Origin of the sequence: Rhodocyclus purpureus (genome assembly GCF_016653115.1) — a bacterium.
In the GTDB taxonomy this organism is placed as follows: Bacteria; Pseudomonadota; Gammaproteobacteria; order Burkholderiales; family Rhodocyclaceae; genus Rhodocyclus; species Rhodocyclus purpureus.
This window is the reverse complement of sequence record NZ_NHRX01000067.1, coordinates 64,113-78,291: the sequence shown is the minus strand read 5'-3', so window position 1 is coordinate 78,291 and position 14,179 is coordinate 64,113. Positions and strand designations below refer to the sequence as shown.

The window sequence follows — 14,179 nt, the reverse complement described above, 5'->3', positions numbered from 1 at the left end:
GAACGAGAAGCATCATCGCGAGCCCGAAGGGCGTGGTGATCCACACAACGCGTCATCGCGAGCCCGCAGGGCGTGGCGATCCAGTGCGTAGGGCTCGCATCGGGTCCGCCGTGGATGTCGGGCAAGGGCAAGGAGACGGAGGAACGAACTGGACTGCCACGGCGCTGCGCGCCTCGCAATGACGAAATGCCCTGCTCTGAACGAGACGCGTCATCGCGAGCCCGCAGGGCGTGGCGATCCAGTGCGTAGGGCTCGCATCGGGTCCGCCGTGGATGTCGGGCAAGGGCGAGGAGACGGAGGAACGAACTGGATTGCCACGGCGCTGCGCGCCTCGCAATGACGAAATGCCCTGCTCTGAACGACACGCGTCATCGCGAGCCCGCAGGGCGTGGCGATCCAGTGTGTAGGGCTCGCATCGGGTCCGCCGTGGATGTCGGGCAAGGGCAAGGAGACGGAGGAACGAACTGGATTGCCACGGCGCTGTGCGCCTCGCAATGACGAAATGCCCTGCTCTGAACGACACGCGTCATCGCGAGCCCGAAGGGCGTCGTGATCCACACAACGCGTCATCGCGAGCCCGCAGGGCGTGGCGATCCAGTGCGTAGGGCTCGCATCGGGTCCGCCGTGGATGTCGGGCAAGGGCAAGGAGACGGAGGAACGAACTGGATAGCCACGGCGCTGCGCGCCTCGCACTGAAGGCAGCGGATGGGCGCGTTTCATTCTCCGGGGCGGCGCAACTCGCCATGGCTGTCGGGAGGTCTGCACAACGGGCCTATGAGAACTCGGACAGTTCCATGAAGATCTTGCGCGTTTCCAGCTGCCGGTCGCCCGTGTAGTGGGAGATCAGCGAGCGCATCAGCGACTTGGCCTCGGCCAGCGAGCGGGCGTCGGAGAAGTCGTCCTGCGCCATGTCGAGCAGGGTGCGGCCGCGCACCGACAACGCCGACATCCCCGCCTGGGGCAAGCGCACCGGGCCGTTCTCGATCTCGTAGGCATAGTGGGCCTCGGCGACGATCGGCGCGCCGGCGGCATCGTGCGCGAGCGTGAGGCCGTAGCCGAGTTCGCCGAGCAACGCGCGCTCGAAGCGGCGCAGGTCGGCTTCATTGACGCCGTCGGCGAAGCGGCGCAGCGTTTCGGAGTAAACGGCGAAGAGGCGCTCGTGCGCGTCCTCGCGCGGCAGCAGGTGGAGCAGCAGCTCGTTCAGGTAGTAGCCGCAGAACAGCGCCTTGCCCGAGAGGAGCGGCTGGCCGCCCTGCCACTCGGCCTTCATTAGCGTGCGCACCTCGCCCTTGCCCGACCAGCCGAGTTCGAGCGGCTGGAAGGCCATCAGGAGCCCGCGCAGCGGCGACTGCGGTCGCCGCGCACCGCGCGCCAAGAGCGCCATGCGCCCGTGGTCGCGCGAGAAGACCTCGACGATCAGGCTGGTTTCGCGGTACGGATAGCTGTGCAGCACCCAGGCCGGCTGCGCGTCGACACGCTGCCGCGACATCGCCTACTCCGGCTTGAAATCTACACCGGCGCCGGCGCTCATTCGTAGCCGAGGCTCTTCAGCAGTCGTTCGTCGTCGGCCCAGCCGGACTTGACCTTGACGAAGACTTCGAGGAAGACCTTGCCGTCGAAGAGCTTCTCCATGTCGACGCGCGCCTCGCTGGCGATGCGCTTCAGGGTCTCGCCGCCCTTGCCGATCACCATCGCCTTGTGGTTCGGGCGGTCGACGACGATCGAGGCGCTGATGCGGCGCAGCGCGCCGTCCAGCTCGAACTTCTCGACCTCGACGGCGGTGGCATAGGGCAGTTCGTCGCCGAGCAGGCGAAAGAGCTTCTCGCGCAGGAACTCGGCGGCGAGGAAGCGTTCGCTGCGATCGGTGATCTGATCCTCGTCGAAGAGCGGCTCGCGCACGGGCAGGTGGCGGCGCAGTTCGCCGACAAGCTGTTCGCTCTGCACGCCGCTGGCGGCGCAGACCGGGACGATCGCGGCGAAATCGCGCTGCTTGCCGAGTTCGCCGAGGAAGGGGAGCAGGCGCGTCTTGTCCTCGATGCGGTCGATCTTGTTCACCACGCAGATCACCGGCCGGTCTTGCGGCAGCAGCGCCAGCACCTGCTTGTCGGCGGCGTCGAAGCGGCCGGCCTCGATCACGTAGAGCACCGCGTCGACGTCGGCGAGCGCCTGCGTCACGCCGCGGTTCATGGTCCGGTTGAGTGCGCTGGTGTGCCGGGTCTGGAAACCCGGCGTATCGACGAACATGTACTGCGCGTCGGCGTCGGTACGGATGCCCATGATGCGGTGGCGGGTCGTCTGCGCCTTGCGCGAGACGATGCTGATCTTCTGCCCGATCAGGCGGTTGAGCAGCGTGGACTTGCCGACGTTCGGCCGGCCGACGATGGCGACGTAACCCGATCTGAATTCTGCGTTCATGCTTTTTCCTGGAGCTGGGCGAGCGCACGCTCGGCAGCCATCTGTTCAGCTGCACGCCGGCTGGCGCCGCTGCCCTCGCTGCGCATCGGCGGTTTCGCGATCTCGCAGGCGACGGTGAATTGCTGGGCGTGCGCCTGTCCGGCTGCGGTGACCAGCGTGTATTTCGGCAGCCCCAGCCGCCGTCCCTGCAGGAACTCCTGCAGGCGGGTCTTCGGGTCCTTGTTCGGGTGGCCGGGCGCGATCGAGGCGAGGAGATCGCGGTAGAGATGCGAGATGACCGCCTCGGCAGCGCCGAAACCGGCATCGAGCCAGATCGCGCCGAACAGCGCCTCGAGCGCGTCGGCGAGGATCGACGGACGTTCGCGACCGCCGCTCCTGGTCTCGCCCTCGCCCAGGCGCAGCTGCTCGCCGAGCGACAGCGACAGCGCCAGCTGGTGCAGCGTCTCCTGGCGCACCAGGTTGGCGCGCAGCCGCGACAGGTCGCCCTCGGGCAAGGCCGGAAAACGCTCGTAGAGCCGGCGCGCGATGACGCAGTTGAGGACCGAGTCGCCGAGGAATTCGAGGCGCTCGTTGTGCGGCGAACTGTGGCTGCGGTGCGTCAGCGCCGTCGTCAAGAGCGAGCCGTCGCCGAAGGAATGCCCGAGCGCCTGCTCGATCCGACGTTCACTCATTGCTTGCCACCCGCGTACATGGATTCACCGGACACCTCACTGGAACGAACCGATCCGCTTCAGATCGTTGAAGTTGAACCAGATGAAGAAGGCCTTGCCGACAATGTTCTGTTCCGGGACGAAGCCCCAGTAGCGGCTGTCGCGGCTGTTGTCGCGGTTGTCGCCCATCATGAAGTAGTGCCCGGCCGGCACCTTGCAGACGACGCCCGCGTTGTCGTAGCTGCAGTTCTCGCGCAGCGGGAACTGCGAGGCGCCCATGATGAACGGCGGCGCGTCCTCGTCGTTGAGCGTGCGGTGCTCAATCGCACCGACCTTCTCGGTAAACTGGCGCGAATAGTAGAGGCGCTCGGGGTGCAGGTAGTCTTCGACCTGGCGCGTCTCGACCGGCTGGCCGTTGACGGTCAGCTTCTTGTCCTGATAGGCGACCGTGTCGCCGGGGACGCCGACGACGCGCTTGATGTAGTCGAGCGAGGGGTCTTCCGGATAGCGGAAGACCATCACGTCGCCGCGCTGCGGCTCGCCGACGTCGATGATCTTCTTGTCGATCACCGGCAGGCGGATCCCGTAGGCGTACTTGTTCACCAGGATGAAGTCACCGACCTGCAGGGTCGGGATCATCGACCCCGAGGGAATCTTGAACGGTTCGGCGACGAAGGAACGCAGCAGGAAGACGACCAGGATGACCGGGAAGAAGCTCGACCCGTACTCGACCCACCACGGGTCCTTGCCGCCCGGCGCGCGCTTCGGCTTCAGCAGGAAGGCGTCGACCAGCCAGATGCCGCCGCTGACGAGCAGCAGGATGAACAGGATGAGCGCAAAATTCACGAGAAAGGTCCCTTATTTTCCGTCGACGCGCAGCACCGCGAGGAAGGCTTCCTGCGGGATCTCGACCGCGCCGACCTGCTTCATCCGCTTCTTGCCGGCTTTCTGCTTCTCGAGCAGCTTCTTCTTGCGCGTGATGTCGCCGCCGTAGCACTTGGCCAGCACGTCCTTGCGCATCGCCTTGACGTTCTCGCGCGCGACGATGTTCGAGCCGATCGCCGCCTGGATGGCGACGTCGAACATCTGGCGCGGGATCAGTTCGCGCATCTTCGCGGCGATCTCGCGGCCACGGTAAGGCGAGTTGGCGCGGTGCACGATCAGGGACAGCGCGTCGACCTTCTCGCCGTTGATCAGGATGTCGAGCTTGACCACATCGGCGGCGCGGTACTCCTTGAACTCGTAGTCGAGCGAGGCGTAGCCGCGCGAGGCCGACTTCAGCTTGTCGAAGAAGTCCATCACGACTTCGGCCATCGGCATGTCGTACACGAGCTTCACCTGGCGACCGTGGTAGCTCATGTTCACCTGGATGCCGCGCTTCTGGTTGCACAGCGTCATCACCGCGCCGAGGTAATCCTGCGGCAGGAAGATGGTCGTCGTGATGATCGGCTCGCGGATTTCCTCGATCTTCGACAGTTCGGGCAGGCGCGACGGGTTCTCGACGTTGATCACCGTGCCGTCGCGCAGCGCGACTTCATAGACGACGGTCGGCGCGGTGGTGATCAGGTCCTGGTCGAACTCGCGTTCGAGGCGCTCCTGGACGATCTCCATGTGCAGGAGGCCGAGGAAGCCGCAGCGGAAGCCGAAGCCGAGCGCCTGCGACACTTCAGGCTCGTAGCGCAGCGAGGCGTCGTTGAGCTGGAGCTTTTCGAGCGAATCGCGCAGCGAGTCGTACTGGTTCGCCTCGACCGGGTAGAGCCCGGCGAACACCTGCGACTGGATCTCCTTGAAGCCGGGCAGCGGCTCCGTGGCCGGGCGGTCGGCGAGCGTCAGGGTGTCGCCGACCTTGGCCGCCTTCAGTTCCTTGATGCCGGAGATGACGAAACCGACCTCGCCGGCGGAGAGCACATCGCGCGCCTGCGACTTCGGCGTAAACACACCGACCTGTTCGCACAGGTGCGTCGTTCCGGTGGACATCAGCTTGATCTTGTTCTTGGCGCGCAACTGGCCGTCGACGACGCGCACCAGCATGACCACGCCGACGTAGTTGTCGAACCACGAATCGATCAGGAGCGCCTTCAGCGGCGCCTCCGGATCGCCCTTGGGCGGCGGAATGCGGGCGATGATCGATTCGAGGATGTCCTCGACGCCGAAACCGGTCTTGGCCGAAGCCAGCACCGCGTCGGTCGCGTCGATGCCGATCACGTCCTCGATCTCCTGGCGCGCGCCGTCGGGGTTGGCCGAAGGCAGGTCGATCTTGTTCAGCACCGGGACGACCTCGACGCCGAGTTCGATCGCCGTGTAGCAGTTGGCGACGGTCTGCGCCTCGACCCCCTGCGAAGCGTCGACGACGAGCAGCGCGCCTTCGCACGCGGAGAGCGAGCGCGACACCTCGTAGGAGAAGTCCACGTGCCCCGGGGTGTCGATCAGGTTCAGCTTGTAAGTCTGACCGTCACGCGCCTTGTAGGAGAGCGCCGCGGTCTGCGCCTTGATGGTGATGCCGCGCTCGCGCTCGATGTCCATCGAGTCGAGCACCTGGGCCTCCATCTCGCGGTCGGACAGTCCGCCGCAGAGGTGGATGATGCGATCGGCGAGCGTGGACTTGCCGTGGTCGATATGCGCGATGATCGAGAAGTTGCGGATGTGTTGCATTGAACGCTGCCGATTCCTGAGACGGGAAACGGCCATGGCGAGCCCGCATCTCCCGGTGTTGTTGTGTGCGTGAGGCCTGGCCGTCGCGCAGGCAAGGGGCGGATTATACAGCGAAAAAACGGCGCCCGCGGGTGCTTTGCCGGCACCCGCGCGCGCTCCCACCCTCAGCAGCGCAGTTGCGCCAGATGGCGGCGCAGCCCTTCCACGTCGAGGTGATAGTGGCAGATCTCGTGCTCGCCGTGCAGCAGCACGGGGACCAGTTCGTCATAGCGCGCGAGCAGCGCCTCGTCGGCGTCGACATCGAGCACTTCGACCTCGATCTTCAGCTCGTCGAGCAGCGCCGCCAGCGCCGCCTCCATGTCGTGACAGAGGTGGCAGTAGCCGCGCGAGAGCAGCGTGAGCAGTACCACCTGCTCCCGCGCCACATCCTCCTGCGCTGCCTTTCCTTGCGCTTCCGCGCTGGAAACTTCACCCGTCACTTCATTCACCCTTGCGCTCGGCCGGCAGCTTGATGCTGACGAAGGTCTGCAGCTCGCCGCGGCGTACCAGCAGGGCGACGTTGGCGTTGCGTTCGAGTTGCGCAAGCTGCTTGTTGAACTGCTCGACGGTCTTCAGTTCGGTGCTGACACCGCGGGCAATGATGGCGACGATGATGTCGCCGCGGCGCAGGTCCGAACGCGCCAGGCTGCCGCGCACCTCCTCGACCAGGAGCCCGCCATCGAGCTTCAGCTCACGCCGCTGCTCGGCGCTCAGTTCGGACAAGGAAAGCCCGAGACGACTGTTCGCCGCCGGCGCCTGCGCGCCCTTGCGACCGGGACGCGGTGCCGCCTTGTCGTCGGGCGTCTCGCCGACGACGAGCGCGATGTCGCGCGTCGCCCCCTTGCGCCAAACCTGGACAGTGACGCGGGATCCCGGCTTGGTGGCGCTCACCGCCCGCGGCAGGTCGGCCGAGTTTACGACCGGCTTGCCGTCGAACTTGAGGATGACGTCGCCTTCCTCGATCCCCGCCTTGTCCGCCGGCCCCCCCTTCTCGACCGCATTCACCGCGGCGCCCTGCGCCTTGGTGAGGCCGAAGGACTCGGCGAGATCCTTGGTCACCTCCTGGATGACGACGCCCAGGCGACCGCGGCTGACCCTGCCGTTGCTCCTGAGTTGCGCCTGCACGTCCATCGCCACGTCGATCGGGATCGAGAAGGCGATCCCCATGTAGCCGCCCGAGCGGCTGTAGATCTGCGAGTTGATGCCGACCACCTCGCCCTTCATGTTGAACAGGGGCCCGCCCGAATTGCCGGGGTTGATGGCAACGTCGGTCTGGATGAAGGGGACGAGGTTTTCCTGCGGCAAGGACCGGCCCTTGGCGCTGACGATGCCGGCAGTGACGCTGTTCTCGAAGCCGAACGGCGAACCGATGGCGAGCACCCACTCGCCGACGCGCAGGGCAGCGGGATCGCCCATGCGCACGACCGGAAGGCCACTGGCATCGATCTTGATGAGGGCCACGTCGGTCCGCTTGTCGGTGCCGATCACGCGCGCCTTGAATTCACGCTTGTCGGTCAGCTTGACCAGGACTTCGTCGGCCGCATCGACGACGTGGGCGTTGGTCAGGATGTAGCCGTCGCTGCTGATGATGAAGCCTGAACCGAGCGAACGGCTCTCGAACTCGCGCGGCGCGCCGGGCATGCCGGGAATGCCGAAGGGGTGCGGCATGAAGCGGCGGAACAACTCCGCCATCGGATCGTCCTCGTCGAACGGGAACGCCGGGACGCTGCGCGAGTTGCCGCGAACGACCTGCGTCGTACTGATATTGACGACGGCCGGGCCGTTCTTCTCGGCCAGTTCGGTGAAGTCGGGCAGCGGCCTGGCCTGCGCCTGGGCGCCGAGGGAAACGACGAAGAAGAGAAATGCAGCGACAAGTTGTCTCATGACCCGCGATGCCTCCTGTTCCGGTTCAAACGCTACTCGGTGGAAGATGTGGCCGCAACGTGAAAACTCAAGTCCCTGTCGTACGCAGCACCGCGCTGACCACCGGCAGCAGCGCCGGATCGCGGTCGGCGGAACGCCGGTCGCGGCGCAGCAGCCACCAGCCGACGAAGAGACCGCCGCCCGCCCCGAGGATGCTGCCCGGGTCACCGGCGAATGAAGCGCCGCCGAGCGCGCCGGCGAAGAGCGCGAGCAGGGGGATGCCGTAGGCCACGGTCGCGCTGCGCCGTACCGCGCCGTCGGCGATCGAAAGGCGGACGCTGGCGCCAACCGGCACCCGCCCGGGGTTGAGCGCCCGATAATCACGCGTCGTCCCGCAGAACATGCGGCCGATGTTGGCGCTGCCACCGCAGCCGCCCGGCTCGTGGCAGCGCCCGCAGCCGCCCTCGTCCATGCGCACGACGGCAAACTCTCCGTCGATGGCGACGATCGTCCCGGTCGCCTCGTGCGCGCCTGCGTGCACCGTCGCCCCAACCCTTGCGTTCACTCGCGCCCCTACCAGCGCCGGTCGGGCGCCGTCGCCAGCAGCGGGCGCAAACGCGTTGCCACCGACTCGCGCGCACGGAAGATGCGCGAGCGCACGGTACCGATCGGACAGCCCATCGCCTCGGCGATCTCCTCGTAGCTCAAACCTTCGAGTTCGCGCAGGACGATCGCAGTGCGCAGTTCTTCGGGGAGCGCCTCCATCGCGGCATTGACCGTTTCGCCGACCTGCTTCGACTGCAGCATGCTCTCCGGGGTGTTGATGTCGCGCAACAGTTCGCCGTCGTCGAAGTTCTCCGCTTCGTCGGAATCGACCCCGGTCGAAGTCGGCGCCCGCCGACCCTGCGCGACCAGATAGTTCTTCGCCGTATTGATGCCGATACGGTACAGCCAGGTGTAGAAGGCGCTGTCGCCGCGAAACGACGGCAGGGCGCGGTAAGCCTTGATAAAGGCTTCCTGGGCGACGTCCTCGACCTCCGCCGCGTCGCGGATGAAGCGCGACAGCAGGCGTTCCAGCTTGCGCTGGTACTTGGCGACCAAGATATCGAATGCGTGCTTGTCGCCGTTTTGTGCGCGTTCGACCAACTTCTGGTCTGTTTCGCGTTCGCTCATGCCTGATGAATTCCTGTCGGACGGTTCGCTGCAGTATATCGCAAGCTCGCATCGGGCACGCAGTTTGCGTCGACATCGCGCGCGCGCCGGCGTTCCGCCAGGAATGCGTCCAGCCACGCACCCTGCCGCCTAGCCCGCCTCCTCCCGCCTATCCCCCATTCGCGGCTGCCGCCGCTCAAACTTGGCGACGTTCCGCCCTCCTGCCATGAAGAGCGCACCTTCGCTGCCGTCATTGCGAGGCGCGCAGCGCCGTGGCAATCCAGTTCGTTCTTCTATCTTCACGCCCTTGGCCGCCATCCACGGCCGACCCGAAACGAGACCTACGCCCTGGATCGCCACGCCCTGCGGGCTCGCGATGACGCCTTGTCTGGATCGCCACGCCCTACGGACTCGCGATGAGGCATCTCCGTCCCGTTCATTGCGAGGCGCGCAGCGCCGTGGCAATCCAGTTCGTTCTTCTATCTTCGCACCCTTGGCCGCCATCCACGGCCGACCCGAAACGAGACCTACGCCCTGGATCGCCACGCCCTGCGGGCTCGCGATGACGCCTTGTCTGGATCGCCACGCCCTACGGACTCGCGATGACGCATCTCCATCCCGTCATTGCGAGGCGCGCAGCGCCGTGGCAATCCAGTTCGTTCTTCTATCTTCGCACCCTTGGCCGCCATCCACGGCCGACCCGAAACGAGACCTACGCCCTGGATCGCCACGCCCTGCGGGCTCGCGATGACGCCTTGTCTGGATCGACACGCCCTACGGACTCGCGATGACGCATCTCCATCCCGTCATTGCGAGGCGCGCAGCGCCGTGGCAATCTAGTTCGTTCTTCTATCTTCGCACCCTTGGCCGCCATCCACGGCCGACCCGAAACGAGACCTACGCCCTGGATCGCCACGCCCTGCGGGCTCGCGATGACGCCTTGTCTGGATCGCCACGCCCTGCGGGCTCGCGATGACCGGCTGCTGCTCCAGGAAAGCGGCCTTTGCTCAATCCCTGCGCAGTTTCACGTTAAACTCGCGCGCTCAACACGGTTCGGCGGGCGCAGAGTTCGCCGCCCGCATTCCTCCAGTACACAAAAATCGAGGCAAGTTGCAATGGCTCAATACGTCATGTCGATGCTGCGCGTGAGCAAGGTCGTCCCGCCCAAGCGCCAGATCATCCGCGATATCTCCCTTTCCTTCTTTCCTGGCGCCAAGATCGGCCTCCTGGGTCTCAACGGCTCGGGCAAATCGACGGTGCTGCGCATCATGGCCGGCGTCGACAAGGAATTCGAGGGCGAGGTGCAGTGGCAGCCCGGACTGCGCATCGGCTACCTGGCGCAGGAACCCGAGCTCGACCCGGAGAAGACCGTCCGCCAGGAAGTCGAGTCGGGCATGGGCGAAGTGATGGAGGCGCAGCAGAAGCTCGAAGCCGTCTATGCCGCCTACGCCGAACCCGACGCCGACTTCGACGCGCTCGCCGAGGAACAGGCGCGCCTCGAAGCGATCATCGCCACCGCCGGCAACGACCTCGAAAACCAGATGGAAATCGCCGCCGACGCGCTGCGCCTGCCGCCCTGGGACGCGTCGATCCGCCACCTGTCGGGCGGCGAGAAGCGGCGCGTCGCGCTGTGCAAGCTCTTGCTCTCCAAGCCCGACATGCTGCTGCTCGACGAACCGACCAACCACCTCGACGCCGAATCGGTCGAGTGGCTCGAACAGTTCCTCTGCCGTTTCCCGGGCACCGTCGTCGCCGTCACCCACGACCGCTACTTCCTCGACAACGCCGCCGAGTGGATCCTCGAACTCGACCGCGGCCACGGCATCCCGTGGAAGGGCAACTACTCCTCGTGGCTGGAACAGAAGGAGGCGCGCCTCGAAACCGAGGCCAAGCAGGAAGCCGCGCGCATCAAGAGTATGCAGCACGAACTGGAGTGGGTACGGCAGAACCCGAAGGCGCGGCAGGCGAAGAGCAAGGCGCGTCTGGCACGCTTCAACGAGTTGTCGAGCTACGAGTACCAGCAGCGCAACGAGACGCAGGAACTGTTCATCCCGGTCGCCGAGCGCCTCGGCGACAAGGTGATCGAGTTCAACGGCGTGAGCAAGGCCTTCGGCGACCGCCTGCTGATCGACAACCTGAACATGTCGATCCCGGCCGGCGCCATCGTCGGCATCATCGGCCCGAACGGCGCCGGCAAGTCGACCCTGTTCCGCATGATCACCGGCCAGGAACAGCCCGATTCCGGCGAAGTCGTGATCGGACCGACGGTGAAGATCGCCTATGTCGACCAGAGCCGCGAGAACCTCGCTTCGAACAAGACGGTGTTCGAGGAGCTCGCCGACGGTCGCGACATCCTGCAGATCGGCCGCTTCGAGATGCCGAGCCGCGCCTACATCGGCCGCTTCAACTTCAAGGGCGGCGACCAGCAGAAGGTCGTCGGCAAGCTCTCGGGCGGCGAACGCGGCCGGCTGCATCTGGCGAAGACCTTGATGACCGGCGGCAACGTGCTCCTGCTCGACGAACCGTCGAACGACCTCGACGTCGAAACGCTGCGTGCGCTCGAAGAAGCGCTGCTCGAATTCGCCGGCTGCGCGCTGGTCATCTCGCACGACCGCTGGTTCCTCGACCGCATCTGCACGCACATCATCGCTGCCGAAGGCGACTCGCAGTGGAGCTTCTTCAACGGCAACTACCAGGAGTACGAGGAAGACAAGAAGCGTCGCCTCGGCGAGGAAGGTGCCAAGCCGAAGCGCATTCGCTACAAGCCGATCACGCGCTGATCGAAATGATGAAGGGCCCGCCAGGGCCCTTCATCATCCTCCGCCCCGGCGCCGCGGGGCGGACGGAATCCCTTGCCGATGCGCTCAGTTGGCGGCCTTGAGGCTCGCGGCGAAACGCTGTTCGAGGCTCTCGGGGAACTGGAACTGGCTGAAGGTGCGACGGAGCACGTCCTCGTTGGCGCCACGGTCCTCGAAGCGGATGCCGAGCGGGCCACCGTTGGCGGCCAGGGTGGCGAAGGCGAAACGCCAGCGATCCACTTCGGCCAGACGCTCGCGCAGTTCGCGCTCGTTGCTGATGGCAACGCCCGCCTGCTTGAGGGAATCGAGGAATTCGCTGAAAGACTCGTTGCTCAGACTACCCATTTTTATCTCCGTTCTCGACCGGTGATGAATCACCCATGGGCCGAATAACGCAGTTGATGCGAGCCGGTTGACATGATTCATTCACCTGCCCCGCGAAAATTTCCGGCGCACGCGGCGAGCGCCGCAGGGTCTACAATGCGGGCCTGAAAACTGCGGCCCTCCCCGATGTCGACAAGATCACCACGCCTCGAACTGCTCGCCCCCGCGCGCGACGCCGATTGCGGAATCGAAGCGATCCGCCACGGCGCCGATGCCGTCTATATCGGCGCACCGGCCTTCGGTGCCCGCGCCAGCGCGCCGGCCTCGATCGCCGACATCGAGCGACTGGCGCGCTTCGCCCGCCGCTTCAACGCGCGCACGCTGGTCGCACTGAACACCATCCTCTACGACGACGAACTCGAGCGTGCGCGTGAGCTTGTCTGGCAGATCTACGAAGCGGGCGCCGACGCGCTGATCGTGCAGGACCTGGGCCTGCTCGAACTCGACCTGCCGCCGATCGCGCTGCACGCGAGCACGCAGACCGACATCCGCACGCCGGAGAAGGCGCGGTTCCTGCAGGACGTCGGCTTCTCGCAGTTGGTGCTGGCGCGCGAACTGAAGCTCGCCGAGATCCGCGCGATCGCCGAGGTCACCGACGCGACGCTCGAATTCTTCGTGCACGGCGCGCTGTGCGTCTCCTACAGCGGCCAGTGCTACGTCAGCCACGCCGCCAGCGGGCGCAGCGCCAACCGCGGCGAGTGCTCGCAGATGTGCCGGCTGCCGTGGACGCTGTCGGACGGCGACGGCCGCGTGCTGGCCAGGGACTCGCACCTCCTCTCGCTCAAGGACAACGACCAGAGCGCCAACCTGCGCGCGCTGGTCGACGCCGGCATCCGCTCGTTCAAGATCGAGGGCCGGCTGAAGGACTTGGCCTACGTGAAGAACGTCACCGCCCACTACCGGCAGCAGATCGACGCCATCCTCGAAGCCGGCGCCGGCGCGCCGCTGCGCCGTTCCTCGTCTGGACGTAGCGTGTTCACCTTCACGCCGCAGCCGGAGAAGACCTTCAACCGCGGTCGTACCGACTACTTCCTCAACGGGCGCCAGCAGGAGATCGCTGCCTTCGCGACCCCGGGCTTTGCCGGCGACGCGATCGGGCAGGTGCTCCGCGTGAACCGCGACAGCATCGACCTGCGCTCGACGGTCGCGCTCGCCAACGGCGACGGCCTGTCCTTCTTCAAGGCCGACGGCAGCCTCGGCGGACTGCGCGTCAATCGCGCCGAGAAGCTGCACAGCGCAGCGCTGCCTAGCCCACGTGTGGGCAAGTCCTTCAGCCGGGCAGGCCAGGCCGCGGCCGTATCTTCAGAAAAGCGCGGAACGGCGGCAGCGCATGGCGGCAAGCCGGAGCAAGGAAAAAGCCCGGGCGAGCAATGGCGCATCTGGCCCGCCAGCATGGAAGCGCTCGGCGAACTGCGTCCCGGCCAGACCTTGCAGCGCAACCGCGACCAGGATTTCGAGCGCCTGCTCGAAAAGCCTTCGGCCGAGCGCCGCATCGCGCTCTCCGTCCGCTTCTCGGAAGCGCATGGGGAAGACGGCAGCGAGGGCTTCGCGCTGCAACTGACCGACGAGGCCGGCGTCTCGGCCAGCGTCTTCAGCGCGCAGCCATGGCAGCGCGCCGACGACGACGAACGCGCCGAGGCGGCAATCCGCAATGGGCTGTCGCGTCTCGGCGAGACGATCTACGTCGCCGACGCGATCGAGATCGCGCTCGCGGCGCCGCGCTTCATCCCCGCCTCGCAACTCAACGCGCTGCGCCGGCAGGCGGTCGCGCAACTCGACGCCGCGCGCGAGGCAGCGGCCGTCGCCGCACGCCGCGCCGACGGCCGGCGTCCGGAAACCTCGCCGCCACCGCTCTGGCCGCAGGAAAAGCTCGACTTTCACGCCAACGTCGCCAACGCCGCCGCGCGCGCCTTCTGGCAGCGACACGGTGTCACCGACATCGAGGCCGCCTTCGAGATCGACGGCGGCGGCAAGGGCGAAGTGACGCTGATGACCATGCGCCACTGCCTGCGCTTCAACTTCGGCGGCTGCCCGAAAGTCCCGCCGACAGCGGAAGCGACGCCGCTCTCGCGCAAGCCGACCCCGCTCACCCTCTCGCGAGGCAAGCAGCGTTTCACCCTGCGCTTCGACTGCAAGAATTGCGAGATGCAACTGGTCGGCCAAGGCCAGTCGCCGAACCGCCCACCCACCGGCAAGTCCGACTGAGCGCGCCAAACCGCGTGAAAG

12 protein-coding genes are annotated in these 14,179 nt (G+C 66.4%); 2 read left to right on the top strand and 10 right to left on the bottom strand.

The features are described from left to right. Positions 1-772: 772 nt before the first annotated feature. From recO to rpoE, 9 genes are all read right to left on the bottom strand, one after another. Positions 773-1,489 carry a DNA repair protein RecO gene (recO, locus tag CCR84_RS15210; protein ID WP_201214084.1) on the bottom strand — a complete coding sequence of 239 codons (717 nt, stop codon included), beginning with the start codon at positions 1,487-1,489 and terminating at the stop codon, positions 773-775. Between the two features lie 38 nt (positions 1,490-1,527). After that, positions 1,528-2,415, bottom strand: coding sequence for a GTPase Era (gene era, locus CCR84_RS15205; protein ID WP_201214083.1), 888 nt, complete (start codon positions 2,413-2,415; stop codon positions 1,528-1,530). Then, on the bottom strand, positions 2,412-3,086 hold the full coding sequence (gene rnc / locus CCR84_RS15200; protein ID WP_201214081.1) for a ribonuclease III: 675 nt from the start codon (positions 3,084-3,086) through the stop codon (positions 2,412-2,414). The genes era and rnc overlap by 4 nt, the downstream gene beginning before the upstream one ends. Positions 3,087-3,122: 36 nt before the next feature. Next, entirely contained in the window at positions 3,123-3,911 is a 789-nt protein-coding gene (gene lepB, locus CCR84_RS15195; protein ID WP_201214079.1) for a signal peptidase I, read from the bottom strand. Positions 3,912-3,923: 12 nt separating this feature from the next. Beyond that, the gene (gene lepA / locus CCR84_RS15190) at positions 3,924-5,717 is read right to left on the bottom strand and encodes a translation elongation factor 4 (RefSeq protein WP_201214077.1); all 1,794 of its coding nucleotides are present in this window, start codon (positions 5,715-5,717) and stop codon (positions 3,924-3,926) included. Positions 5,718-5,881: 164 nt separating this feature from the next. Then, entirely contained in the window at positions 5,882-6,205 is a 324-nt protein-coding gene (locus CCR84_RS15185) for a glutaredoxin family protein (RefSeq protein WP_338052631.1), read from the bottom strand. Further along, positions 6,198-7,640: a DegQ family serine endoprotease gene (locus tag CCR84_RS15180; protein WP_201214075.1), complete on the bottom strand. Its 1,443-nt coding sequence runs from the start codon at positions 7,638-7,640 to the stop codon at positions 6,198-6,200. The genes CCR84_RS15185 and CCR84_RS15180 overlap by 8 nt, the downstream gene beginning before the upstream one ends. 67 nt (positions 7,641-7,707) lie before the next feature. Next, entirely contained in the window at positions 7,708-8,184 is a 477-nt protein-coding gene (locus CCR84_RS15175; protein ID WP_338052630.1) for a SoxR reducing system RseC family protein, read from the bottom strand. Between the two features lie 8 nt (positions 8,185-8,192). Continuing rightward, positions 8,193-8,792 (bottom strand): RNA polymerase sigma factor RpoE, encoded by a 600-nt coding sequence (gene rpoE / locus CCR84_RS15170; protein ID WP_201214073.1) that lies wholly within the window; start codon positions 8,790-8,792, stop codon positions 8,193-8,195. A gap of 1,094 nt (positions 8,793-9,886) precedes the next feature. Between rpoE and ettA the strand changes: the two genes are divergently transcribed. Next, positions 9,887-11,551, top strand: coding sequence for an energy-dependent translational throttle protein EttA (gene ettA, locus CCR84_RS15165; RefSeq protein WP_201214071.1), 1,665 nt, complete (start codon positions 9,887-9,889; stop codon positions 11,549-11,551). Positions 11,552-11,635: 84 nt separating this feature from the next. Here the strand turns inward: ettA and CCR84_RS15160 are convergent, their stop codons facing one another. Further along, positions 11,636-11,914, bottom strand: coding sequence for a hypothetical protein (locus CCR84_RS15160; RefSeq protein WP_201214069.1), 279 nt, complete (start codon positions 11,912-11,914; stop codon positions 11,636-11,638). Between the two features lie 165 nt (positions 11,915-12,079). On the opposite strand from CCR84_RS15160, the gene CCR84_RS16740 reads away from it, so the two are divergent. After that, positions 12,080-14,158: a peptidase U32 family protein gene (locus CCR84_RS16740; RefSeq protein WP_201214067.1), complete on the top strand. Its 2,079-nt coding sequence runs from the start codon at positions 12,080-12,082 to the stop codon at positions 14,156-14,158. The last annotated feature ends 21 nt before the right edge of the window (positions 14,159-14,179 follow it).